Annotated in this window: 23 protein-coding genes; 2 read left to right on the forward strand and 21 right to left on the reverse strand. The window is 35.5% G+C overall.

The features are described from left to right. The first annotated feature begins 435 nt into the window (after positions 1 to 435). Positions 436 to 642: a YrzA family protein gene (locus tag JM172_RS02025; RefSeq protein WP_214480380.1), complete on the forward strand. Its 207-nt coding sequence runs from the start codon at positions 436 to 438 to the stop codon at positions 640 to 642. Between the two features lie 284 nt (positions 643 to 926). Here the strand turns inward: JM172_RS02025 and JM172_RS02030 are convergent, their stop codons facing one another. The 21 genes from JM172_RS02030 to cymR all read right to left on the reverse strand — a co-directional run bounded on the left by JM172_RS02030 (position 927) and on the right by cymR (position 22,881). Beyond that, positions 927 to 1,742, reverse strand: coding sequence for a YrrS family protein (locus JM172_RS02030; protein WP_214480381.1), 816 nt, complete (start codon positions 1,740 to 1,742; stop codon positions 927 to 929). 78 nt (positions 1,743 to 1,820) lie between these two features. Beyond that, positions 1,821 to 3,587 (reverse strand): peptidoglycan D,D-transpeptidase FtsI family protein, encoded by a 1,767-nt coding sequence (locus JM172_RS02035; RefSeq protein ID WP_214480382.1) that lies wholly within the window; start codon positions 3,585 to 3,587, stop codon positions 1,821 to 1,823. A gap of 49 nt (positions 3,588 to 3,636) precedes the next feature. Further along, positions 3,637 to 4,113, reverse strand: a complete 477-nt coding sequence (gene greA, locus JM172_RS02040; protein ID WP_214480383.1) for a transcription elongation factor GreA — start codon at positions 4,111 to 4,113, stop codon at positions 3,637 to 3,639. Positions 4,114 to 4,298: 185 nt separating this feature from the next. Beyond that, positions 4,299 to 4,934, reverse strand: coding sequence for a uridine kinase (gene udk / locus JM172_RS02045; RefSeq protein WP_214480384.1), 636 nt, complete (start codon positions 4,932 to 4,934; stop codon positions 4,299 to 4,301). A gap of 1 nt (position 4,935) precedes the next feature. Further along, entirely contained in the window at positions 4,936 to 6,207 is a 1,272-nt protein-coding gene (locus JM172_RS02050) for a peptidase U32 family protein (protein WP_214480385.1), read from the reverse strand. A 283-nt stretch (positions 6,208 to 6,490) separates the two neighbouring features. Continuing rightward, complete coding sequence (locus JM172_RS02055; RefSeq protein WP_214480386.1) at positions 6,491 to 7,420, reverse strand: peptidase U32 family protein; 930 nt, start codon at positions 7,418 to 7,420, stop codon at positions 6,491 to 6,493. 3 nt (positions 7,421 to 7,423) lie between these two features. Next, positions 7,424 to 8,071 carry an O-methyltransferase gene (locus JM172_RS02060; protein ID WP_352222720.1) on the reverse strand — a complete coding sequence of 216 codons (648 nt, stop codon included), beginning with the start codon at positions 8,069 to 8,071 and terminating at the stop codon, positions 7,424 to 7,426. A 334-nt stretch (positions 8,072 to 8,405) separates the two neighbouring features. After that, complete coding sequence (gene mltG / locus JM172_RS02065) at positions 8,406 to 9,530, reverse strand: endolytic transglycosylase MltG (protein WP_214480387.1); 1,125 nt, start codon at positions 9,528 to 9,530, stop codon at positions 8,406 to 8,408. 529 nt (positions 9,531 to 10,059) lie between these two features. Further along, a complete protein-coding gene (locus JM172_RS02070; RefSeq protein WP_214480388.1) occupies positions 10,060 to 10,347 on the reverse strand; it encodes a DUF1292 domain-containing protein in 288 nt (95 codons plus the stop codon). A 12-nt stretch (positions 10,348 to 10,359) separates the two neighbouring features. Then, positions 10,360 to 10,776 carry a Holliday junction resolvase RuvX gene (gene ruvX / locus JM172_RS02075; protein ID WP_214480389.1) on the reverse strand — a complete coding sequence of 139 codons (417 nt, stop codon included), beginning with the start codon at positions 10,774 to 10,776 and terminating at the stop codon, positions 10,360 to 10,362. Between the two features lie 4 nt (positions 10,777 to 10,780). Further along, positions 10,781 to 11,047 carry an IreB family regulatory phosphoprotein gene (locus JM172_RS02080; RefSeq protein WP_214480390.1) on the reverse strand — a complete coding sequence of 89 codons (267 nt, stop codon included), beginning with the start codon at positions 11,045 to 11,047 and terminating at the stop codon, positions 10,781 to 10,783. 79 nt (positions 11,048 to 11,126) lie between these two features. Continuing rightward, positions 11,127 to 13,763 carry an alanine--tRNA ligase gene (alaS, locus tag JM172_RS02085; RefSeq protein ID WP_214480391.1) on the reverse strand — a complete coding sequence of 879 codons (2,637 nt, stop codon included), beginning with the start codon at positions 13,761 to 13,763 and terminating at the stop codon, positions 11,127 to 11,129. 589 nt (positions 13,764 to 14,352) lie between these two features. Next, the gene (locus JM172_RS02090) at positions 14,353 to 15,414 is read right to left on the reverse strand and encodes an AI-2E family transporter (RefSeq protein ID WP_214480392.1); all 1,062 of its coding nucleotides are present in this window, start codon (positions 15,412 to 15,414) and stop codon (positions 14,353 to 14,355) included. An 89-nt stretch (positions 15,415 to 15,503) separates the two neighbouring features. Next, a complete protein-coding gene (locus tag JM172_RS02095) occupies positions 15,504 to 15,641 on the reverse strand; it encodes a YrzQ family protein (protein ID WP_214480393.1) in 138 nt (45 codons plus the stop codon). Between the two features lie 26 nt (positions 15,642 to 15,667). Then, positions 15,668 to 15,859: a hypothetical protein gene (locus JM172_RS02100; RefSeq protein ID WP_214480395.1), complete on the reverse strand. Its 192-nt coding sequence runs from the start codon at positions 15,857 to 15,859 to the stop codon at positions 15,668 to 15,670. A 14-nt stretch (positions 15,860 to 15,873) separates the two neighbouring features. Continuing rightward, the gene (locus JM172_RS02105; RefSeq protein ID WP_214480397.1) at positions 15,874 to 16,347 is read right to left on the reverse strand and encodes a PRC-barrel domain-containing protein; all 474 of its coding nucleotides are present in this window, start codon (positions 16,345 to 16,347) and stop codon (positions 15,874 to 15,876) included. A 34-nt stretch (positions 16,348 to 16,381) separates the two neighbouring features. Then, on the reverse strand, positions 16,382 to 18,751 hold the full coding sequence (recD2, locus tag JM172_RS02110; RefSeq protein ID WP_214480457.1) for an SF1B family DNA helicase RecD2: 2,370 nt from the start codon (positions 18,749 to 18,751) through the stop codon (positions 16,382 to 16,384). Between the two features lie 267 nt (positions 18,752 to 19,018). Beyond that, the gene (locus JM172_RS02115; protein WP_214480399.1) at positions 19,019 to 19,672 is read right to left on the reverse strand and encodes a tetratricopeptide repeat protein; all 654 of its coding nucleotides are present in this window, start codon (positions 19,670 to 19,672) and stop codon (positions 19,019 to 19,021) included. 211 nt (positions 19,673 to 19,883) lie between these two features. Further along, positions 19,884 to 20,996: a tRNA 2-thiouridine(34) synthase MnmA gene (gene mnmA, locus JM172_RS02120; RefSeq protein WP_214480400.1), complete on the reverse strand. Its 1,113-nt coding sequence runs from the start codon at positions 20,994 to 20,996 to the stop codon at positions 19,884 to 19,886. Between the two features lie 30 nt (positions 20,997 to 21,026). Beyond that, the gene (locus tag JM172_RS02125) at positions 21,027 to 22,172 is read right to left on the reverse strand and encodes a cysteine desulfurase family protein (protein WP_214480401.1); all 1,146 of its coding nucleotides are present in this window, start codon (positions 22,170 to 22,172) and stop codon (positions 21,027 to 21,029) included. 292 nt (positions 22,173 to 22,464) lie between these two features. Further along, the gene (gene cymR / locus JM172_RS02130) at positions 22,465 to 22,881 is read right to left on the reverse strand and encodes a cysteine metabolism transcriptional regulator CymR (protein ID WP_214480402.1); all 417 of its coding nucleotides are present in this window, start codon (positions 22,879 to 22,881) and stop codon (positions 22,465 to 22,467) included. A 510-nt stretch (positions 22,882 to 23,391) separates the two neighbouring features. Between cymR and JM172_RS02135 the strand changes: the two genes are divergently transcribed. After that, on the forward strand, positions 23,392 to 24,687 hold the full coding sequence (locus JM172_RS02135) for a replication-associated recombination protein A (protein ID WP_483297234.1): 1,296 nt from the start codon (positions 23,392 to 23,394) through the stop codon (positions 24,685 to 24,687). Positions 24,688 to 24,738 lie beyond the last annotated feature (51 nt).

Raw genomic sequence — 24,738 nt, forward strand, 5'->3', positions numbered from 1 at the left:
TTTCTATATTCCTTTATTCCTTATACCATTTCTCCGTGTCACGAGGATATACTAAAACTCCACTCAATATTGTAACATATTCAACAGCTAAACCATTTACTGCAATAATCTATCTCCACTGCTAGTGAAAGACTTGAGTATCAGTGAAATCAGGTGGAAACTCTACTCGACCTGATTGAAATATCCCATCTATAGAAGTGGGGTTAAATTCCTTAATATAAACTTAGATCAATTCAGGTCAAAAAGCCTATTATACACATTTCTATACCCCGAATTCATTTAAGTGCTTCTAATTTATCATAGAAATTATTTCTTAGCAATTTGCAAGTATATCATCGTTAATATTATCGTAAAAGAGTCAAATATAATATTTTCGTTCACTCTCAAATTTGATAAAATGGACGATACATACAATTGTGGAAGGGTGTCAGTCAAATGGATTTTTCTTTAGATATACTCAAAGATAAGGTTGAATTTTTTGAAGCGCAAGATTTAACAACATTAGAAAAAAAAGTTAATGAACAAATCGAAGTGAATAAAGCTATATTATTAGAGGTTCATCATATTTCTCATCAAATGCAGTTTGATCAAGACGGTAGAAGATATTTTAGTGCTGTTGTTCACTTTAAACGCAGCAATTAGATACATTTTTTGTTCTTACCCACCTTCACCTCTGAAAGCTTAGTAAACTTATACATTGATGAATTAAGTATATACTATTTTGATTTAAGCTCTTTTCATAAACTTTATTGTTTATTTACTAAAATGGACAACCTGATGAGCTTTATGAGAGCTCAGTAATTGAAGTAGAAAAGGTGCTACCAACGCTAGGTGTATACGTGCTTTTATACATTAGAACGAAAATGGGAAAATCATCCTTGATTTAAAATAAACCGCCTTTGCAAGTAGCAAATGGCGGTTTATACTTAATCTTCTGAGGACTCCTCGCTCGATTCTTCCTCTGTGTTTTTGTAATATGGACTATCATTCTCTTTTAATTGCTCTACTTTAGTAGGCTTCCAGCCTTCATTGTCTACCCATTCCATATATACTTTGTAAATTAAGCTAGCGTCTACATTTGAAGCAATTGTAGCAAGAGATTTATTGGGACCGTCATTCCCTAAAAACCACAAAGTATAATCTTCTTTAGCAATTCCTGTTGCATAACTTATCGTTTTTTCCATCTCAACTCGGTCTGTTGTGCCTTCGTCAAAAACGGTCACCACATGATCTGCTTGCTCCGTACCGACTGGTTGCCATGAATCACTAGTTATTGTTTTAATAATGTTAGAATCTTCGCTAGCAGTTGTTTCATCTAAATCTGTAACTGGTTCAGGTGAACTATCCTCGGCTATTTGTTCGTTAGTGTTAGAAGTATTGTTGTCATCTTCGTTAGAAACGGCTTCGTTGCTTTCTTCTATACTACCTTCATTGCTCTCTTCAAGATTATTCTCGTTATTCTCTATGTTATTATTATCATCAGTTTCATCAATTGTTGAGTTAGTTTCTTGAGATTCGTCATCTTCCGTTATTCCAACAGTTGCATTACCATTATCTTGTTGCTCAATACTATCTGATGCAACTGGATCACTACCTTTGGAAAATAGTAGCTTTCCTCCAAAGAAAACAATTAACAAAATGACTATTCCAATTAAAATATTTAATAATAAATTCCCTCTCTTACGCTTTTTATTCCTTTCGTAGCGAGGTCCCTCATATAAATCTTCAATATTTCCCCTCACAAAAAGTCCTCCTCACTCTTATATGTATATGTCTCATTGTATCATTAGATAGGTAGCTATTATATAAGTTTTGCCATTCTATGAGCTACCTTGTTCAATTTCATATATTGTTTCAATTATTTCATAGAAGACATCATTTGTCACAGCATTGTTTTCTTGTTGTTTTAAATCAACTACAACAAGTGCATATTTAGGATTTTGCACAGGAAAATATCCCGCAAACCATTTATTATGTAATTCCTCACCATCATCATTCTTAATACCTAGTTGAGCTGTTCCTGATTTACCAGCAACCTCATATGAATTCCCTTGAAATGCCCTTCCTGTTCCCTCCAAGACAACTGTACGAAGAAGTTGCTGTAATTTTAAAATTGTATAGGGTGAAAGGGGTTGATTGTCTTTAACTGTTTGTATAGGAAATGAATATAGTGTTGTTTCATTTTTATATAGTATATCACTGACTACTCTTACTTGCAGCTCTTTACCACCTCTTGCGATTGTAGCCATCATATTGGCAATAGCCAATGGTGTAACTTTAACATTTTTTTGTCCATTTGCAGTTTGTGCAATAGCTTTCGGAGATGTCTTATCAGATTCTTCAACCCAAATCGTTCCAGTCCCTACGTATGGCAGTTGGTTAAATTCTTCAAAATGAAATACATCGCCATTCCAAATTACAGGATTTATTAAGCCCAGTTTAGTAGCATATTCTTCAATACTTTGCGAGTTTAATTCCATAAGCTCTTGTGCTAATACTGAAAATGTATAATTACAACTATTAGCAAAGCTTTCTTCAAAGTTTAACATACCAGAAAGATACTGTGATTTCCCCTCTCCATACATATCCAAGTCACAATCAAATATGCGATTCGATTGCAATAAATTGTGTTCAATCGCTGCAGCAGCAATAACTGGTTTAAACACAGAACCTGGGGTTTGCACTGTTAACATTCTATTTTCTAGTGCATCATCCACGTACGGGTCTGAATGGTTAATTGATGGTACGCTTACCATTGCAACCACATCATTTGTAGCTATGTCAATTAACACGAGGCCACCATCATTAAGTTGGTGTTTGTTCACAATTTTTTCGGCTGCAATTTGAATTTCTTTGTCAATCGTCGTTTTGATAGTTACAGGGTAAAAAGGATTTGCTGGCTCAGTATATTTTACTTCTAAGCCAAACAACGGTCCATTTTTTCCATCTACATGATACAGGAGCTTAGATTCTGCTTCAGGCAAGACAAATTCATTAAACTGTTGTTGTAGACCAGAAATACCACCTTTTAGATTAATCGATTTTGTTCCGTTGACTTCTTCACTATTTACTGGTGCATGCTCATATTCACGTACTAAGCCAATTAAATGTTCTGCAATTTTGTCTGGCATTTCATTCTGCCGGTTCACAGCAAAAACACCTGGAATCTTCAAATCATTTATCTCTGTCATTTGAGTATCTGTTAAGGTAAAAGCCTTCCCCTCTTCAAATACAATAGGTTCGTTTGCAGTTTTTACTGCCACATTTAGCTTTTCTGGAGACACATTTATTAAACGGGCAACTTGTTCGACTGGCCAGTCCATATTCTTAAGAAATGGAAATAAAATTAAACTAGGTTGATTAACATATGTTAGTGGTTCATTATTTTTATCAACAAACTTCCCACGTCCTTGGTCAATTACAACCTGCTGAGTGCGTTGTGAAACACTTGCTTCTAATAAATTGATATTGTGCTTTGAAAACTCTTCTGTTTGAATAAGCTGGATTTGTATAAGTCTAATGATCAGGACTATGATAAAAATAATTACACCAACGGATAAATTTATTGTTCTTTTTCTAACATCCATAAAAAAAACACCTCATCAGCAGTTTTGACAAGGTGTTTCGGATTAAAACCTATTGGACGGATACTATTTTCACTAACATTTCTCCACCAGGCGTTTGAACTTGTACTTCTTCACCTATTTGCTTACCAATTAGACTTTTTGCAATAGGTGAGTCATTTGAGATTTTCCCTTCAAATGGATCAGCTTCAGCACTACCTACGATCGTATATGTTTCTTCTTCACCATCCGGTAGTTCAACAAACGTAACGGATTTTCCGATAGAAACCATATTTGAATTACTGGAGTCTTCTTCAATAATTTTGGCATTTCTAATCATATTTTCAATTGTTGTAATTCTACCTTCAACAAATGCTTGTTCTTCCTTTGCAGAATCATACTCTGAATTCTCAGAAAGGTCACCAAAACTACGTGCAATTTTTATACGTTCAACTACCTCTTTACGACGTACTGATTTTAAATATTCTAATTCCTGCTCTAATTTTTCCTTACCTGCTGCTGTCATTGGAAATATTTTTTCAGCTGCCATTCCCTTCACTCCTCTTGTTATTAACGATCAAAGTTTGAATTATTCTTACATATGTACAATTACCATTTACGAATATCTTAAAGACGACAATTTTAATGATAATTAATCACGTATCATTAAAATTGTCATGCCAAAGATATGAATATTATACAATGATTGCATTTACATTTATCTATGCTATCGTATTACAAAATAGACTTTTGTTCAAGAATTGTTTGAATTTTTGTTACCATTAGGTCAATCGCAACATGATTGCGTCCCCCTTCAGGGATGATAATGTCAGCATAACGTTTCGATGGTTCAATAAATTGATTGTGCATAGGGCGTACTACAGACACATATTGATCAATGACTGAATCTACAGTTCGTCCTCTCTCCTTAATATCCCTCAATATACGACGGGTAATCCTTATATCTGCATCAGTATCTACATATAGCTTAATATCCATATAATTCCTTAAGCGTTCATCTTCTAAAACTAACATGCCTTCAAGAATAATGACATCTTTTGGTTCAACAGGGATAACCTCTTCTGATCTTGTATCAATCGTAAAATCATATACTGGCTTCTTAATGCTTTCAAATGCAAGCAGCGATTCTATATGATCAATTAATAAATCATTGTCAAATGCTAACGGATGATCATAATTTGTTTTACGTCGTTCTTCTATAGATAAATGAATTTGATCTTTGTAATAGTAGTCTTGCTCAAGGATTAAAATCGAATGCTCTTTCAAATGCTCGTAAATTGCTTTAGTAACACTTGTTTTACCAGAGCCAGAACCTCCAGCTACACCTATTACTACCGGTTTCTTCCCCATCTTAGTTCTCCTTTCGCATCATGTTGTTCGGGAAGACATCCTTGTCCACTTTAAATTTAATGATTTGTAATGGATGTCTTGCTGCATCCAGAACGTTCCCATCCTCATCCCAAATTTCTTCGATTTTTTGAGTGAAATTTTCAATTTCTGGTCCAAAAAATTCGACTTCTTCTCCTGGCTTAAAATGATTACGTTGCTGTAAAGTAACTATTTTGGATTCTTTATTGTAGTCCAATACTAATCCAGCAAAATCAAATGCTGTTTTCTTGCTATGATTTCCATACATTTGTTCTTTATACCCCGGTACACCCTCAAAAAATGCTGGAGCCGTTTCACGATTTGCACATTTATCAAGTTCCTCTAGCCATTCTTGTTTAATAGTAAAATGATCTGGATCAGCACAATAAGCGTCAATAATTTTTCGATACACGCTTACTACAGTAGCTACATAATGAATGGACTTCATACGACCTTCAATCTTTAAACTGTCAATACCTAAGTCAATCATTTTTGGAATCGATTCAACTAACTTTAAATCTTTCGGACTCATTGCAAATGGTGCATCAGTTTCCTCAAACAATGCCACTTCATCATCGTTTGAGTTAAGGCTATACAAGTCATAATCCCATCTACAAGATTGGCAACAACCTCCACGGTTAGAATCACGTGCAGTCATATGATTACTTAACGTACAGCGCCCTGAATAGGAAATACACATTGCCCCATGGATAAATGTCTCAATTTCAATATCAGTCTTTTCCTTAATTTCTCTTATCTCTTCCGCACTCGTTTCACGACCTAATACAACACGCTCCAGTCCTTCTTCTTTCCAAAATTGAACTGCCTTCCAGTTTGAAAGTGATTGTTGTGTACTTAAATGGACCTCTAACTTAGGAGCAACTAGTCGACATGTTTCGATAATCAACGGATCTGCAACAATAATTCCTGTTACACCAGCACTTTGAAGCCCTTGTAAATATTCTTCTAAACCATCAATATTTTCATTGTGAGCATAAATATTTGTAGTTACATATATTTTAGCATCATAATTATTGGCGAACTTAACCCCTTCTGCCATTTCTTCATGGGAGAAATTATCAGCATTGGAACGTAAGCCATATTCTTGACCTCCAATATACACTGCATCTGCTCCGTACTGGACAGCTATTTTTAACTTTTCTAAATTACCTGCTGGGGCTAGTAATTCAGGCTTTTTAGTAATAACTCTTTGGCCATTAATCATAGCAGAAATTCCATCTTTTAATGCAACCATAATTACTACCTCCTTTTATGTCTAGCTTTTCTTTTGTTCTACCTCTTACACCTATCTCCTGGAAGTCATAAGCTAAGCCGCCAATAAGGTTAAAAAAACAACCTTCCTGCGACTTTCCTTATGCTTGTCGGGAATGTACGAGGCGCTTGCGCTTTTCTTATTGTCTAGCTCCAGCGCCTATTCCCTCGAGGTCACTTCGTCTAATCACCCGAAGGCAAACTACGCCTTCTTGTGATTTGACTCCAGTGCTTGTCGGGAATGTACGAGGCGCTTGCGCTTTTCTTTAATAAACTGTTTCTTTGAAGAAAAATCCACTATCTAACGGACGATTTTGGGGTTGTATCTTTTCAATTTCTTCAATAAGCAGGTCTTTTTGTTCTTCGTATTGCTCTCGATCTTTAGCACATAAATCCATCGCATATCGATATTTTTTTGTAACCTCAAGTAAATATTGAGGTGATTTTAATACCCCATCAATTTTAAAGCTTTCTATTTCAGCATCCATCATTTCTTCTAACTCATCTATTATACAAATATCATTTGGACTCATAATATGTGTTCCATTTTCGTCTTCGAAGATTGGATATTTGTTGTTTCTTTCATTATCGTGTAGAAATAAATTTTTGTTATTGCTATCGTTCTTTACTTCCATTGACTTACCTTGGAATTCAAAGTAGTTACCAATCAATGAACGTTTTGAATGGAACATACATGTCATACCATGGACTTGTACTTCTAGCTTCACTTTAGCATGTTCCTTCATTTCAAGGATCGCATCCATATTTAACTCTCTAGCTAGAACAGCACGTTCAGCACCTTTTCTTCCCCAATAGTTGCATGTATACCAGTTAGTAGCTGTTGTTTCCGTGTTCCAATGCAACCTCATATTTGGTGCGATCTCTTTCACAGTCATTAACACAGCAGGATCACCGAAGACAATTGCATCTATCCCAACTTCATTTAAATAAGAAATGTAGTCTGGTAGTTCACCAATTTTGTCGTTATGAAATATGCCATTCATAGCTACATATACTTTTCTATTTTTCGCATGGGCGATTTGTACTACTTCTTTTATATCATTTCTACTAAATTCCCCAGCTAATCTTAAACCATACCTTTGTTCACCTATCATAAAAGCATCAGCCCCTGCTTGAATAAGTGGCTCAATATCTTCCACACAAGTAGGGGTAACTAATAATTCTGGTATCCTCATTTTTTAGTCACCTCTTCGCTTACTAATTGCCATGCCATCTCCTACTGGTAAAATAGTTGTATCATATAAAGGGTTCTTCATTAACCACTCGTTATAATTTCTTATTTTGCTAATAAGTTGATTAGTACGTTTATTTTCTGTATCTATTTTGGAAGCTACAAAACCTTTATATAAAACATTATCAGTAATGATTATTGCATTTTGTGAGAGCATAGGGCTATACAATTCAAAAAATCGTTTATATTGCCCTTTTGCTGCATCTATAAATAAAAAATCAAATGGACCTCTATGCTTCACTTGTTCTTCAAGTTCAAGGGCATTGCCAAATAAAATATCTATTTGCTTTGAACATCCACTCTTTTTTACGAATTCACGTGCAGTATCATATCGTTGTTTGTGACGTTCAACTGTTACAATTTCTGCATGTGGCAAAGTTAATGCCATCCTTATAGCAGAATAGCCAATCGCCGTTCCAATTTCCAAAATTTTTTTAGGTTGCACAATACGTAATATTTGTAGTATTGCTTCTATTCCAACGAGCTCCATTATCGGTACATGATGCTCGTTTGCATACTGCTCCATTTCGTGTATTAGAGGCTGTCTCTCTCTTACGAGACTCTCTAAATAGGTATTCACTAGCTCGACATCCACGCTATGCTACCTCATTCCTGTAGATTATCATTGTTCTATTAGACTGTTTTCGCATTGATGGTTGTTTACGTTCTAAGAATATAAACCCGTTACATCTAACGTTCTGGTGATCTTTGCATGTATAAAACAATACAAACTTATAAATCCACTTCTTACGATTCTAATTGAGTAACAAAAACAACAAATTGATCGAAAAGAGCCTTAAAAAAAGAAGAGTTCGACAAAAGAACTCCCAACAACTCGATATATTTTACCATAACAACAAGGGGATTGCGAATTATTCTCCGCCCCCCCTTTAATTACCACTTTTTATACATATAATTTGTTCGATCTCTTAGTCATTCGTAATATATTGTGCTTTTAGCGCATTATGTTCTTCAAGTGTTTTTGCATAAAAGACATCTCCCGATGGAGCTGCTAAGAAATATAGGTAGTCTGTACTTGCTGGGTTTAATGCAGCAATGATGGACATTTCTCCTGCATTAGCAATCGGACCTGGAGGTAAACCAGCATGCATATAAGTGTTATATGGAGAATTCACTTCTAAATCTTCGTATAGTACGCGATCCTTATGCTTTCCTAATGCGTATAACACTGTAGGATCGGTTTGTAGCGGCATACCAATATCCATTCGATTGTAAAATACACTAGATATCTGTTCTCTGTCGGTTTTTGCTGTAGCTTCTTCTTCAATTAATGAAGCCATCGTTAAGACTGTGTGTGCAGACATTCCTAACCCAGCAATTTCTGCATCATAATTTAATAATACTTCTTGTGTTTTAGCTAACATTTTTTCTACAATATCCTCAATTGAAGGATCTTCTTTGTAAAAATCGTAAGTTGCCGGAAAGAGATATCCTTCAAGGGGATATTTAATATTTTCACCTAGAATTTCTTCCGTCAAGAGATCAGGATAGTGAGATTGAAGTGTAGCTATATACTCTTTGTCTGTAAGTTTTGCCATCACTTCATCTTCAGAATAATTCGTTTTCTCTGCAATTATTTTACCGATTTGTGTTAGTTGTTTACCTTCAGGAATCGTTATTTTAAAAACAACATCTTGTATAACCACACCGGTTTTAATACTATCGATCAACTCTTGAAAAGTCATCGACGGACTCAATTCATAGTCTCCAGCTTGAAAACCTGATTCATTTTTAAACTTAATATAATAGCGAAATATTTTAGCATCTTTTATAAGACCGTTTTCCTCTAAAATATTTGCAATAGCAGTTGATGAAGAACCAATCGGTATCGTAATATTAACAGTTTCCTCATTTTCCGGTTCTACTGGTTGTAGAGCTGATTTTATATATACATAGCCGCCTCCAATAACTCCAGCTATTACAATTAATAAAACTAAGGTGATAACAAGTACAATCCTTCTAATAACTCTAGCTTCTTTATGTTGTTCTATAATTTTTTCCTGCTTTTCATTCTGTGCTTCTTTCTCAGACATATCGAGTCCTCCTTTCACTCGAACTATTATACTACATTTTTTTTATCATTCGCCATTTGCTTACAAAATTATTCTAATCTTAATAGGTAAAATGAGTTAAGTGGTACCGTAGAATAATCATGTAATCACAATTTTCAGAAAACATAAGTGTTTCACTCATCCTCGACAAGCCTTGAGGTCATTCATTTGAAGGCGTTTTACCTTCAGGGAAAATGATAAAGTGACTTTGATGGGTAAGGCAATGCGTATAAAAAAGACTGTTTTCACATAGATTGTTGCTTTTCATACTAAGATTTATACGCACGTATACATCTAGCTTTCGTGGCATCTACATCGACGCACTAATTTGAAAACAATAGCTACATTTTTTACGAAAAGAAACATAAATAATGATAAACACCATGCAGTAAATATAGTTCAGAGAAATCTCACTTTTTTATCTGTTAAAATAGATAAGGCCGACTCTATTTTGTAGCTAAAAAGCTACCATTAGAGTCAGCCTGGTCCTCATCTGTAATAATAACTACTTTTACACTTCTTCGTTTTCATCAAGGAAAGTATTAAGCATTTCTTCAACCATATCCCACTCTTCATCAGTTTCAATAGGCTGTAATTCACCATCTTTATTGTCATCACTCGGAACAAAGCTTGATGCATGAATTTCTATATCTTCATCTTCATCATGGTCTGCTCCAACTGGATAATAAAGTACATATGATTTACCGAATTCAGCATTTTCAAATGTAAAAAGCACTTTACATAGCTGTTCATTCCCGTTTTCATCTACTACCGTTATTTGATCTTCGTTGTGTGTCATACTTTCACCTCATTAGTTTTTACTGTCCAAATATCCTTGTAAAATCATCACTGCTGCCATTTTGTCAATGACTTTCTTTCTTTTCTTACGACTAACATCTGCACTTAATAATACACGTTCAGCTGCCATCGTAGATAAACGCTCGTCCCATAATTGGGTTTCAAGCTGAAATGTTTCTTCCATCAATTTAGCAAATGCTATACAAGCTTCTCCCCTTGGACCAACTGTACCATTCATATTTTTAGGAAAGCCGACAACAATTTTCTGAACTTCATATTGTTGAATGAGTTCTTTTAGACGGTCCAACCTAAATTCATTTCTCTCTTCGTCGATTTTTATTGTTTCGATACCTTGGGCAGTCCAACCCATTTCGTCACTTACAGCTACCCCTATCGTTTTAGTACCGACGTCTAATCCAAGGATTCGCATATACTTACTCCTTACGGTGATGCTCTAAATAAGATTTAACTAACTCCTCAATCAATTCATCACGTTCAATTTGTCTTATAATGTTCCTAGCGTCTTTATGACGAGGAATATAGGCAGGATCGCCAGATAATAAATATCCTACAACTTGGTTAATTGGATTGTAACCTTTGTCTTGCAAAGCATCATAAACTGTAAAAAGTACATCTTTTACATTTGTTTCGACAGGTTCTTCTGAAAAATTAAATTGCATTGTTTTATCGAACGAGCTCATTATATGCACCTCACCCTCAAGATCCGACTGTTGAATCTGTCAAGTTTTTCATACTTACATTGTACACTAAAAATATAAATTATAAAACGGATTTAACCCATTCTTCAACATAGTTTAATGCACTTTCAAGTTTATTAGGGTCTTTTCCACCTGCTTGTGCCATATCAGGTCGACCACCACCGCCACCGCCACAGCGTGTAGCTACTTCTTTGACTACTTTGCCGGCATGGTAGCCCTTTTGAATCAAATCCTTAGTAACACCCGCTACTATATTCACTTTATCATCATTAATAGCACCTAAGACAACAACGGCTGAGCCTAAATTTTGTTTTAATTCATCAACCATTGAGCGTAAATTATTCATATCTGCTGCATCTACTATACTCGTTAGAACCGAAACTCCATTCACATCTTTAACTGCATTGACTAAATTACTTGCTTCGATATTTCCTAACTTTGCCGATAAGGATTCATTTTCACGCTGAACCATACGTAATTCGGATGTCAAAGATTCAATTCTGCTCGTAACATCCTTCGGATTTACTTTTAATTTGTTTGCAGCTTCATGTAATAACTGAACTTGCTCATTAATTACTTGATATGCTCCTTGACCAGTAACGGCCTCTATACGCCTTGTTCCAGCACCAATACCTGATTCTGAAATAACCTTGAATAAACCGATGACCGAGGTATTCGGTACATGGCAACCACCACATAGCTCTAAACTGTAGTCACCAACTTGAACAACACGTACAACCTCTCCATATTTTTCACCGAAAAGTGCCATTGCACCCATTTCTTTTGCTTCGTCAAGTGATTTATAGTCAATTTGAACTGCAATGCTTTTCCAAATTTGTTCATTAACGATAGACTCTATTTGATCCAATTCTTCCTGTGTTACTTGACCAAAATGTGAAAAGTCAAATCGCAGACGATCAGCATTTACCAATGAACCAGCTTGATTAACATGTTTTCCTAATACATCTTTCAACGCTTGGTGGAGAAGGTGAGTAGCTGTATGATTCTTAATAATATTTAACCGTTTTTCTTCATTTATTTTCGCTTCAAATGCTTGACCTTTTTGTAGTGTACCTTTTTCAACGTTAACATGATGAATATTTTGTCCATTTGGAGCTTTTTGAACATCTTTTACTTTTAATACAGTATCTTTATTTTCAAATAATCCCTGGTCAGCAATCTGCCCACCGCTTTCAGCATAAAAAGGTGTTTTATCAACGATAATTTGTGCCTCTTGCCCTTGTTCTATACGTTCAACAAAGTCACCATCTTTAACGATTATTTCAATTTTACTTCCAGCCTTTGTTTGTTCATAACCAACAAAGTTACTTTCAACCTTAACGTCACCTAACACTCCGCCTTGCACTTGCATTGAATCCACATCTTGACGAGCAGCACGAGCTCGTTCTCGTTGGAGCTCCATCTCTTTTTCAAATCCTGCATGATCAACCTTCATATGTTCATCTTCTGCATATTCCTCAGTAAGCTCAACTGGAAAACCGTATGTATCATATAAACGAAACACATCTGTTCCAGAGATTGTATCACTGCCATTTTCTTTCTCTTTTTTAATTACACTTGCTAAAATCGTTAAGCCTTCATTAAGCGTTTCATGGAAACGTTCTTCTTCATTTTTCACAACTTTTTGAATAAATTCAGTTTTCGCCTTTACTTCTGGATAAAAATCAACCATGATTTCTGCTACGGTTGGTACAAGCTCAAACATAAACGGTCGTTGGATATTAATTTTCTTTGCGTAACGCACAGCTCGACGTAATAAACGACGCAATACATAACCTCTTCCTTCATTTGATGGAAGTGCACCATCACTTACAGCAAAAGTAACTGTGCGAATATGGTCAGCAATTACTTTAAATGCAACATCTTTTGAACTGTCTTGACGGTATTTTTCATTTGAGATATGCTCTGTCGCTTCTATAATTGGCATAAAAAGATCCGTATCAAAGTTGGTTGGAACATCTTGGATAATTGAGCACATGCGTTCAAGTCCCATACCTGTATCAATATTTTTCTTTGGTAGGGGTGTATAAGATCCATCAGGATTATGATTAAACTGTGAAAATACTAAATTCCATACTTCTAAATAGCGCTCATTTTCTCCACCTGGAAATAATTCAGGGTCATTGGGATCATTCCCAAATTGCTCACCACGATCATAAAAAATTTCTGTATTTGGTCCACTTGGCCCTTCACCAATATCCCAAAAATTCTCCTCTAATCGAATTATACGTTCTTTCGGAACACCAACTTCCTTATTCCATATTTCAAACGCTTCATCATCTTCTGGGTGGATCGTGACAGAGAGCTTTTCTGGATCAAACCCTATCCACTTATCACTTGTTAAAAATTCCCATGCCCAATGAATTGCTTCATTTTTAAAATAATCTCCTATAGAAAAATTCCCCAACATTTCAAAGAAAGTATGATGACGAGCTGTTTGCCCAACGTTTTCGATATCATTTGTTCGAATCGATTTTTGGGCATTACAAATTCTTGGGTTATCTGGAATAACTCTGCCATCAAAATATTTCTTTAATGTAGCAACACCACTATTTATCCATAACAGCGTTGGGTCTTCATGTGGCACTAATGAAGCACTTGGTTCTATTGCATGGTCTTTTTCCTGAAAAAAATCTAAAAACATTTGGCGTACTTCTGCAGAGTTTAGTTTCTTCATGTTAATATCTCCTTTTAGAAATTGTTCAATAAAGCACTGAAAAAAATATTTCACTAATTGAACACTCTTTAATAATGACTCTTTCCGAAAGCTATGTTGCTAATGTCACCGAATTAGAAAATAAAAAGAGTTTAATACGTTTCACATCTTTTTAAGAAAAAAAGATGCCACCACCGAAAGTGGTGTACGTGTTTATTACTAATTCGAAAAACAACAAACATTGCGAAAACAGCCTTAAAAATATAAAAAACCCCCATCCCAAAAGCAGGGACGAGAGTTATACTCGCGGTACCACCCTGATTATGAACAATTTCGAAAAGCGTAAATTCCCCACCATTTCTGGTAAATGACAAGCGCCTTACAGAAAAATATGTTTGTTCATCACTCATGATAAGCCGTAACGTGGCAAAACGGCAGGGTTTATCTGCACTCAAGATTAGCTTTCTGTTATCCTTCACCTAGAATTTCTTTCAGCCTAAAGGGAAATTCCTCTCTGATTTTATAATTACATAAGGTGGACTATAACATACTCGATCCGTCATCGTTTTCCGTATTATAATGCGAATTATAGACAAGCAAAACTTATTTGTCAATGATTCATTAAATATGTTTTGGCATGAAGTATCGTAACTTTTACTATCGCTAAAAAAGGAACAGCAACTATTAAACCTAATACACCTGCAATCTCTCCCCCAACTAACAGTGCAAACATTATAACAATAGGGTGCATATGCAGGCTTTTTCCTACAATTAGTGGTGATAATACATTACCTTCAATAAATTGTAAAACAAGGACTAAACCGGATACGAATAGAACCATCTTCATTGAGATAGTCGCTGCGATAATAACGGCTGGAATTAAACCAATAATTGGTCCAAAATAAGGAATAATATTCGTAACCCCTATGATGCTTCCTAGTAGCAAAGGGTATTTCATTTTGATTAACCAAAAACCAATTGTTGCAATAATTCCGATCGCAAAGCACACAAATAGTTGCCCTCTAATGTAATTACCAAGTGATTCATCAACCCCTTTTAAAAACTCTTTCCCAGGGGTACGAAATTTTTTTGGTGTTATGTACCATATTGCCTTATTTATATCTGGGTAGTCTTTAAGCATATAGAAAACTAAAAACGGAATGATAGCAATTAAAATAATATAGTTCAGCAATCGTTTCATACTGTTTAATAACTTTGTAACTAGTAATGCACTCTCTTTCTCAATTGATTGTAGCCCTTCCTCAATTCTATCGTGAAATCCATTTGGCCAATGGGATGTTTGATCACGAATTTCCTCAATCCAATCTCGGTACGTCTCCATAAATATTGGTACATTTTCACTTAAATCCTTTAGCTGTTCAATAATAATTGGTACTCCTTTATATAAGCCGAAACCAACTCCTCCAAAGAACAAAGTATATATAAGTAAAATAGCAATAGACCTGGGAACTCCGTGATGATGGATTTTCTCGATAATGGGATGAAGTAAGTAAGTAATAAATGCGGCAATAACAAAAGGGGTAATTACAATTGCAATCATCTTTAGCGTTGGTTTCCAAATCGGCGCAAGCTTCATAAAAACGTATAACAATACAAACATTAATAAAAAGAGAAGTAAGCGATAAATCCATACTAAACGAATGTCCTTCATCTATACCCCACCTCTAATTAAATTCTGATCGTTACAAAATATCAACTTTAAAAAAGGGCAGAACCCGTAATTGGGTCAGCCCCTTTTAGTCAGTAAAGCATCTTAGCAACTTTCTTTCTCATTCTCTTTATATTTTTTGGAGACATGATGTCACTTCTTTGGTTCATTTGGTATGCAGCAACCCCCATACCTAAAGCAACCAATGACGCAGTAATTGTTCTGTTCATTTTGTCCTCCTTAATGAAAGAGTCAATTACAAATTTATCGTACGATCTTCTTCTCCAAAGAGATCATCCAATGAACTAAGCGTTCCATCTTCTTCAACTTGATGGGTATTAATGATACCTTGGTTTACTGACATTTCTATAAAACAGTTCCAACAATAATATTGGTTAACACCAATTTTACCAAGATCTTTATTTTTACAATTTGGACACATTAACATCAAACGACACCTCTTTATTTCCGCTTAGCTTTAAAAATGATGGTATCTTTGTTAACGGTAAAGTCATTGCTTTTAATTACTTTTTTTCCATCACTTATATCAGAAAAGAAACCATCTGTTATTTTATACCCTTCTATTGTGCCCAATTCTTCTTGGAAAAATACGTCTTCTAATATTCCAAGAACTTCCCCATTTTCAGATTTCACGAATTTTTTTGCTAAGCTATGGTGGGTGTTTAAGTAATGTGTATTTTTCTCTTGGCGTGTAGAATATTTTGTTGTAGAACTGCTAATCGTAATTCCATCATTATCAAAAGATAAAACTGATTCTATTGGAATAAAAGTATCTCTCTGAAAAAGCCTTTTACCTTCAACAACGATTGATGCGACCTTTCCATCTTCTTGAACTAAAAGATCAACGACGTTGCCAAGCTGTTTGCCATCATGTGAATAAACTGGTAACCCCTTTAATAAGGAAAATGTCCGCAAAGATATCCCACCTTCCCGAACATTATTAGGTTACTCAATCATCCATGAAATCATAAGGTGTAACGTTTTCCATTAATTTTTCTTCTTGTACAATAAAAGGAATGTCATCTTCGTTGTCAATTTCACCTTCATGAGCCATTCTTAATTTTTCACATAATGTTGTTTGTCTTATACCATCATCATTACGGCTAACTCCATGTCGAAAAGCTTGCTCTTCACCACATAATATTAGAAATTTTTTACTTCTTGTAATACCTGTATATAGTAAATTTCTTCTTAGCATGCGGTAATAGCTTTTTACAACTGGCATAATAACGATTGGAAATTCACTACCCTGAGACTTATGTATGGAACAACAATACGCGTGGGTGATTTGGTTCAAATCTTGTTTTGTATAAGTAACTTCATTTCCCTCAAAAGATACAATAACCATATCTTGTTTTTCAGTATTTTCCTTGGAGTAGAATATTGAGACAACTTCTCCCATATCTCCATTAAAAACATTACTTTCTGGTTGATTGACGAGTTGCAACACCTTGTCGCCAATTCTATATATTACATCCCCAAATGACATTTCACGTTTTTGGTCTGACGGAGGGTTAAACATACTTTGTAGCATTTTATTTAATTGATCTATACCTGCAGGCCCACGATACATGGGTGCTAGAACTTGGATATCTCTTGCACTATATCCTTTTTCTTTTGCACTTTGTGCAACCTTTGATACAACATCAAGTACTTGATTAGGTCTACATGGTAAAAAAGATCGGTCAGTTTTTTGCGAAACAATATCTCGTGGCAATTGACCTTTTTTAATGTCATGAGCAAGCGCTATGATTGAGGATCCTTCTGATTGTCGATAAATTTCAGTTAGACGAACTGTTGGAATAATATTAGCATCTAATAAGTCCTTCAATACTTGTCCTGGCCCAACAGATGGCAATTGATCCTCATCTCCAACAATAATCATTTGGATAGATTCAGGTAGTGATTTAAATAGTTGATTTGCCAACCAAACATCAACCATTGACATTTCATCTACAATTAACAATTTTCCTTCAATTGGGTTATCTTCATCATGTTCAAATCCATCGACTCCATTCCAACCTAATAAGCGATGTATTGTCACAGCCTTTAAACCTGTAGCTTCACTCATGCGCTTTGCAGCTCTACCTGTAGGGGCAACGAGTAGTATTGGAAACGGATTTTCTTTATTATAATCACTAGGGTTTAATGAACAGCCATGTAAATCTGCATATACATTTACAATTCCATTAATAACTGTCGTCTTCCCAGTCCCAGGTCCTCCGGTTAGTAAAAGCATTGGTGATAATAAGGCTTTTTGAATTGCCTCTTTTTGTGAAGGTGCATACTGAACATTGAGATATTCTTCTATATTACCTAGCGACAATAAGAATTCTGAATCTGGAAATTGATCCTCATATTCAGTTTGACTCAATATTCGACCAATATTTGTTACAAGTCCTTTTTCTGAAAAGAATAATGAAGGACTGTAAATTTTATCCTCTTCAACAATAATTTTATCTTCTTCCGACAGATGAGTAATAATCCGAGAGATATCTTCTTCATCCATGGAATCACGCTTATTTTCTTCTAGTAATTCTTTTACATCCCTAATTAATTGATGTAAATATTGATATGTATGCCCTTCTTGAATTGATTGCTGATCAAGCATATAAAGACAACCTGCCTTTATACGATGCGGATTATTGCCCGAGATGCCTAACATATACCCAAGCTCATCCGCTCTACTAAAGCCAACTCCTTCAACATCTTCTACTAGCTGGTAAGGGTTGTTTTGGATAATTTGTAATGTTTCATCTTTGTATACTTGATAAATCTTCATTGATAATTGCGGACCGAATCCATATTGAGATAACGCAATCATTATTTGTTCAAGACCTTGATGTTCTTTTAACGTATCAACTATTTGCTGAGCTTTATCTTTTGAAAGTTTAGGTACCTTTTCAAGAGCTGAAGGATTTTGTAAAATTGTTGAGATTGCAGCTTCACCTAATACATCGACAATGTTGCTTGCTGTTTTTTTACCCACTCCTTGAAATAGATCACTTGATAAGTACTGTATAATCCCTTGCTTCGTTTGAGGAAGATCTTTCCTGAAACTATCGACGTGAAATTGCATGCCAAACTTAGGATGTTCCTTCAGTTTACCAAAAAAGATATATGTTTCATCTTCATGGATACGAGGGAAATAACCTGTGACAACTGCTTCTTTTTCTGTATATTGTTCGTTCGTTTCCTGCAATCGGATGCGAACGACTGAATATAGATTGGCTTCATTGTGAAAGATGGTGACTAGATGTGTACCCTTCATATACTTCTGCTCTTCATTATACAAATCCAGCACTCCTTGTTGCTCCATCAGCATCATTTCCCTCCTTTCATTACGAATCGTAAATATGTATGTTACGAGTTGCCGTTTGATCTAAAAACACTATATAAAAGCACGTCCTAGCACAATGTAACAGCGACTAATCAAGGCGTTGTTACAGTACTGCATCTAATTGACAGATACCAAGTTACAATTCGTGGCATCTTTCCTTTATAGAGTGATGATAAAAGTACCAAAATACTTCTGGTTGTATCACTATAGAAACATTACCGAAGAATAAAATCTATTATGAAAACATTAAGTTTGCTCTATTATTTTTTTTCCATGAGCAGCTAATACATGATCTGGTTGAATCTCACATGCCTTATTAAACATCGCTAAAGCTTGCTCACCATTTTCTTTGAATGCATACGCAACACCTAAATTATAAAATGCATCCGCATGATTAGGGTCTAAATGAATGACCTGTTGAAACTGTTCCATGGCTTGATCAATTAGATTTTCATTCGCAAGACATAAGCCGTATTGAAACCTCGCTTCGGCATCATCGACATTTAGTTCAACTGCTCTTTGAAAATAAGGTAAAGCGAGTTTGGGTTGATCTAATTGTAACAACGACATACCTAGCATAAAATACGTATCAGAGTTTGTTAAACCTTTTTTCATAGCTATTTCGAACATATTCTTTGCATCTGTATATTTTTCATTATTGTAGTGTAAGTTACCAGTGCTGTAATAAGCCGCACCACTATCTTCATCAAGCTCAATTGCTTTATTAAAAAAAGCTATCGCCTTTTCGTTTTCACCTAAGGCAGAAAGCAAGTTCCCAAAATTGATATATGCGATTGGATCCTTTGGTGAATCTTCAATAGCTTGATTAAACACCTTTGCAGCTTCTTCATATTTTCCTTCTTGCATATATTGAATTCCTAGCTTATTATTATCAACCATTTTTAAAACCTCCAATTAGCTATTAGTATAGCATAGGAATGATACTAGTGCCTCAATACACTTTGATGGCACTGTTACGTTCATCAAAGTTGTAAATCCAATCATAACAGAATTTTATTGTTACTAAAACGTATAATTACAAGAGGTTGTATTGCACCTAAAAAGCTTCACCTCTGCATAAGTGAGGTGAAGCTTTTTCTAAAATATTTTACTACACGTAATCTAGTTCTTCTCCATTTTTGTACACAATATCAATTGTCCCACCACCTAGGCATTCGTCTCCATCATAAAAAACAACTGCCTGTCCAGGTGTTATTGCTCTAATTGGTTCATCAAAAATAATTTTGACATTATTATCATCTATTCTATGGACGGTAATAGCATTGTCCTGTTGACGATAACGAAATTTCGCAGTACATTTTAGTGTATCTGTTATTTCACGATCGGATACCCAACTTACATTTGTAGCTAAAATTGCGTCCGAATACAACAAATCATTATGAAAACCTTGGTCAACGTATAAAATATTTTTTTCTAGATCCTTTCCTACTACAAACCAAGGCTCACCACTTCCTCCAATACCTAAACCATGACGTTGGCCAATCGTATAATACATTAAACCGTCATGCTTTCCTTTTATTTCACCTGATAATGTTTGCATTTCTCCAGGCTGAGCAGGTAAATAATTACTTAAAAATTCTTTAAAGTTTCGTTCACCGATAAAGCAAATTCCCGTACTATCTTTTTTCGTTGCTGTTGCTAACCCAGCTTGTTGGGCTATTTCACGAACCTTACTTTTATTAATTTCACCAAGAGGAAAGAGTACTTTAGAAAGTTGCTCTTGACCTAGTTGATTTAAAAAATAAGTTTGGTCTTTATTTTCATCTATCCCACGGAGCATTTTGTATTCTCCGTTACGATATGCAACTCTAGCATAATGACCCGTCGCCACATAATCGGCTCCTAAAGCTAGTGCATGGTCTAAAAAGGCTTTAAATTTAATTTCTTTATTACACATTACATCTGGGTTAGGTGTTCTACCAGCTTTGTATTCATCTAAAAAGTAAGTAAATACCTTATCCCAATATTGTTTTTCAAAATTAACTGCATAGTAGGGAATACCAATCTGATTACATACTTGAATGACATCGTTATAATCTTCAGTTGCTGTACAAACGCCATTTTCATCAGTATCATCCCAATTTTTCATAAAAATACCAATTACATCATAACCTTGCTCTTTTAACAGCAATGCAGCAACCGAAGAATCAACCCCACCCGACATACCTACAACAACACGTGTATCGTTAGGAGCTTTGCTCATTACTTTCACCTCATTTATATATAATATTAATTAATGTTTTGTTAACCGTTTCACAATTTTGGTTATTTCATATGCTGCTTTTCGGATTTCTTCCTCATTATTTCCATAACCAAAACTAAACCTGATCGAAGATTGTATTCTCTCAGAGCCGTTCCCAAACATCGCTACTAAAACATGTGATGGATCAACAGAACCGGCAGTACAAGCCGAGCCACTAGAAGCCGCAATACCTATAAGATCTAAGTTAACAAGTAAAGCCTCGACACTTACTCCTGCAAAACTAACATTTAATATATTTGGTACAGTCAATTCAAGGTCTCCATTGATACTGAAATCAATTTCTTCTTGTTTGAATATATCTATCATTTGTTTTTTATAGTTGCTATATAGCTCAAAGCGTTCATTCCTGCCTTTGTTGCTTAATTGAACAGCATGCTTAAGACCGACAATACTCGCCACGTTTTCTGTGCCTGCACGTCTCTTTCTTTCTTGTTCACCACCATGTAAACTTGGAGTGATTTTCACTCCAGAACGAACGTATAAATACCCAACACCTTTTGGGCCGTTAATTTTATGCCCTGAAACCGATAATAAATCAATACCAAGGTCATCGACATGAATAGGGAATAAATTATACCCCTGTACAATATCTGAATGAACATACGCACCATTTGCTCTTACAATTTCACTTAACTCTTTAATAGGTTGAATTGCACCAACTTCGTTATTAGCTAACATAATTGACACAAGAATCGTTTGATCTGTCAATGATGCCTTTACATCTTCAATAGAAACAATTCCATTCTCCTGCACTGGTAAATACGTAACCTTAAAGCCTTGGGTTTCTAAATATTCACAAGTATGCAAAATAGCGTGATGCTCAACCTTAGTTGTAATTATATGGTTACCTCGGTGTTTATTTGCTAATGCAACTCCAATCAGAGCTAAATTATCTGCTTCCGTACCACCACTCGTAAAAATAATTTCTGTTGACTTGGCACCAATATTAGCAGAGATTGTTTGTCTAGCATCATCTATGGCTTGGCGACTTTCCCTGCCAAAGGAGTGAATACTAGAAGGGTTACCGAAAATTCCACTCATATATGGGCTCATCTCTTTAACAACGTCTGGATGAGTTGGAGAAGTTGCCGCATGGTCAAGATATATTCTTTCCATTGTATTCCTCCTTAAATGAAATGCGCAAGCGACATGCTCATCCCCGAACCTCGAGGGGATAGTTGCTGAAGCTTAGACTACCATGAAATGCGTAAGCGGCTTGCTCATCCCCGACCCTCGAGGGGATAGGCGCTGAAGCTAGACTACCATGAAATGCGTAAGCGGCTTGCTCATCCCCGACAAGCACTGGAGTCATTTCACATGAAGACGCTTTTTGTCTTCAGGTGAAATGGCGAAGTGACCTCGAGGGGATAGGCGCTGAAGCTAGACTACCATGAAATGCGCAAACAACTTATATATAAAACATGTAAGATTCTTGATCTCCACCACTGTAACTTGCTAAATCCTCTAGTGTAGTATTATCTAGGACATCTTTCACAGCATCACGAATTCGTATCCATAACTGCCTTTTGGCAGGCTCTTCATCATCTAAAACCTCAACTGGACTAATTGGTCCCTCTAAAACTCTAATAATATCTCCAGCAGTTATCTTTGATGGATCATCTGCTAACACATATCCACCGTACGCTCCTCGAATGCTCTTTACTAACCTAGCATTGCGTAAAGGAGCAATCAATTGCTCTAAATAATGTTCAGATAGATCATGAGTTTTAGCGATAGATTTTAACGAAATCGGCCCATCACCATATTTCTTGGCCAATTCAATCATTATTGTAAGTCCATACCTACCTTTAGTCGAAATCTTCATCCTTTATATCCCTCCACAAATAAGAAATGCTTAGACACTAGATTTCCCCACGACTGTGGGCAATGGTGAAATTGTCATCTTGATCCTGGTGATAAGCATAAGACGAACCTACGAGAGTGCTTTTAAGATCATCTTCTTGTCGCATTGGCTTATACCGGAAGCCGATGGTGCCTGGGGCTAGACATTATCGAAGTCATTAAGTCCCGTTCACAATCAAAATTTATATTATAAAATGGCTGATGGCTAACCATTGTATAGTTACAGACGGCTGTTCTCGCATGCATTGTTGTTGTACGAACAATTTGTTTAATCACCATTCGTAACTTCTTTTCTTCATTAAAATATGCCAATAGAATAAATCACTTCAATACTAAAAACAACAATGCTTACTTAAAGAGTCTACATATATAACATTAAGCATTTGCCATTATACCATAATAGTGTATTGTAATACATATTAACATCCTAGAACAAGAACAAAGATTCCAAAAAGTAGGAGAGATGATTACTTTGTTATTCGAGTCATTGGTTGAATCCCCGTTATCATTTCGAATGAGACCTAGGAAATTAGACGAAATTGTTGGCCAACAACATATAATTGGACCAAAAACGGCGTTATATAAAATGATAGTTAATGGCCATGTGCCATCAATATTGTTATATGGAGAACCTGGTATTGGAAAAACTTCGATTGCCAAAGCTATTGCCGGGACGGTAAATATGCCCTTCGTTTCTATTAATGCAACTACAGCAGGCAAAAAAGATATAGAAAATGCTGTTAGACAAGCGGAAGTTGAAGGAAGTTTAATCTTATTTGTCGATGAAGTGCATCGGTTCAATAAAGCACAACAAGACTATCTTTTACCTCATGTTGAAAAAGGTTTAATCACATTAATAGGTGCAACTACTGAGAACCCCTTTCATGATGTAAATCCAGCGATTAGAAGCAGGTGCGGTCAAATAAAAGAATTACAACGTATTTCTAGAGAAGATATGATGACATTACTATTGAGAGCATTGACTGATTCGACAAGAGGCTTAGGTAGCTTAGACATTGAAATTGCTGATGAAGCTCTTGAAATAATTACTCAGTCGACTAACGGTGATGCACGATCAGCATTAAATATTCTAGAGGATGTAGTAATAGCATCAAAAGAGGTTGATGTGGAAAAAATCATCGTTCCTATTAAAACAGTAGAAGAATGTGTTGAAAATAAAGGTTTTTCTCACGACAAAAAGGGCGATATATACTATTCTCTATTATCTTGCTTGCAAAAGAGTATTAGGGGTAGCGATGTAAATGCAGCACTTCATTATTTAGCTCGGTTAATAGAGGGTGGAGATTTAACATCAATTATTAGAAGACTAATTGTCATTGCCTATGAAGACATATCTCTCGCTGCTCCAGAAGTAGCAGTAAGAACGGTTACTGCATGCGAAGCAGTTGAAAGACTTGGCTTGCCAGAGGCAAGAATTCCATTAGCTAACGTCGTTGTAGATCAATGTTTGTCTCCTAAAACAAACAGTGCATATAAAGCTCTTGATATGGCACTAGAAGATGTTAGAAAAGGTTATACAGGTGAAATCCCCTTACATTTACGGGATGCTCATTATAAAGGAGCTAAAACGATGGGGCATGGAATTGGTTATAAGTATCCTCACGATTATCCTAATGGCTGGGTACATCAGCAATATCTTCCTGATGAGCTAAAGGATAAGGAGTACTTTCAACCTAAGCAAAGTGGACAAGAAAAACAATATGCTAAAGTATATGAGCGGCTAAAAGACTTATTTGATGGAAAGTAAACTTTAACACCTGAATGAATACTAGCAAAATGTCATCGAACTGCCTAAAAC

The sequence above is a fragment of the Bacillus sp. SM2101 genome, assembly GCF_018588585.1.
In the GTDB taxonomy this organism is placed as follows: domain Bacteria; phylum Bacillota; class Bacilli; order Bacillales; family SM2101; genus Nanhaiella; species Nanhaiella sioensis.

Excerpts from the sequence above, each read along its gene's own strand:
- JM172_RS02025 (WP_214480380.1), top strand. The coding sequence starts at position 436 with ATGGATTTTTCTTTAGATATACTCAAAGATAAGGTTGAATTTTTTGAA.
- JM172_RS02035 (WP_214480382.1), bottom strand. The coding sequence starts at position 3,587 with ATGGATGTTAGAAAAAGAACAATAAATTTATCCGTTGGTGTAATTATT.
- greA (WP_214480383.1), bottom strand. The coding sequence starts at position 4,113 with ATGGCAGCTGAAAAAATATTTCCAATGACAGCAGCAGGTAAGGAAAAA.
- udk (WP_214480384.1), bottom strand. The coding sequence starts at position 4,934 with ATGGGGAAGAAACCGGTAGTAATAGGTGTAGCTGGAGGTTCTGGCTCT.
- JM172_RS02050 (WP_214480385.1), bottom strand. The coding sequence starts at position 6,207 with ATGGTTGCATTAAAAGATGGAATTTCTGCTATGATTAATGGCCAAAGA.
- JM172_RS02055 (WP_214480386.1), bottom strand. The coding sequence starts at position 7,420 with ATGAGGATACCAGAATTATTAGTTACCCCTACTTGTGTGGAAGATATT.
- mltG (WP_214480387.1), bottom strand. The coding sequence starts at position 9,530 with ATGTCTGAGAAAGAAGCACAGAATGAAAAGCAGGAAAAAATTATAGAA.
- JM172_RS02070 (WP_214480388.1), bottom strand. The coding sequence starts at position 10,347 with ATGACACACAACGAAGATCAAATAACGGTAGTAGATGAAAACGGGAAT.
- ruvX (WP_214480389.1), bottom strand. The coding sequence starts at position 10,776 with ATGCGAATCCTTGGATTAGACGTCGGTACTAAAACGATAGGGGTAGCT.
- JM172_RS02080 (WP_214480390.1), bottom strand. The coding sequence starts at position 11,047 with ATGAGCTCGTTCGATAAAACAATGCAATTTAATTTTTCAGAAGAACCT.
- alaS (WP_214480391.1), bottom strand. The coding sequence starts at position 13,763 with ATGAAGAAACTAAACTCTGCAGAAGTACGCCAAATGTTTTTAGATTTT.
- JM172_RS02090 (WP_214480392.1), bottom strand. The coding sequence starts at position 15,414 with ATGAAGGACATTCGTTTAGTATGGATTTATCGCTTACTTCTCTTTTTA.
- JM172_RS02095 (WP_214480393.1), bottom strand. The coding sequence starts at position 15,641 with ATGAACAGAACAATTACTGCGTCATTGGTTGCTTTAGGTATGGGGGTT.
- JM172_RS02100 (WP_214480395.1), bottom strand. The coding sequence starts at position 15,859 with ATGTTAATGTGTCCAAATTGTAAAAATAAAGATCTTGGTAAAATTGGT.
- recD2 (WP_214480457.1), bottom strand. The coding sequence starts at position 18,751 with ATGGAGCAACAAGGAGTGCTGGATTTGTATAATGAAGAGCAGAAGTAT.
- JM172_RS02115 (WP_214480399.1), bottom strand. The coding sequence starts at position 19,672 with ATGGTTGATAATAATAAGCTAGGAATTCAATATATGCAAGAAGGAAAA.
- mnmA (WP_214480400.1), bottom strand. The coding sequence starts at position 20,996 with ATGAGCAAAGCTCCTAACGATACACGTGTTGTTGTAGGTATGTCGGGT.
- JM172_RS02125 (WP_214480401.1), bottom strand. The coding sequence starts at position 22,172 with ATGGAAAGAATATATCTTGACCATGCGGCAACTTCTCCAACTCATCCA.
- cymR (WP_214480402.1), bottom strand. The coding sequence starts at position 22,881 with ATGAAGATTTCGACTAAAGGTAGGTATGGACTTACAATAATGATTGAA.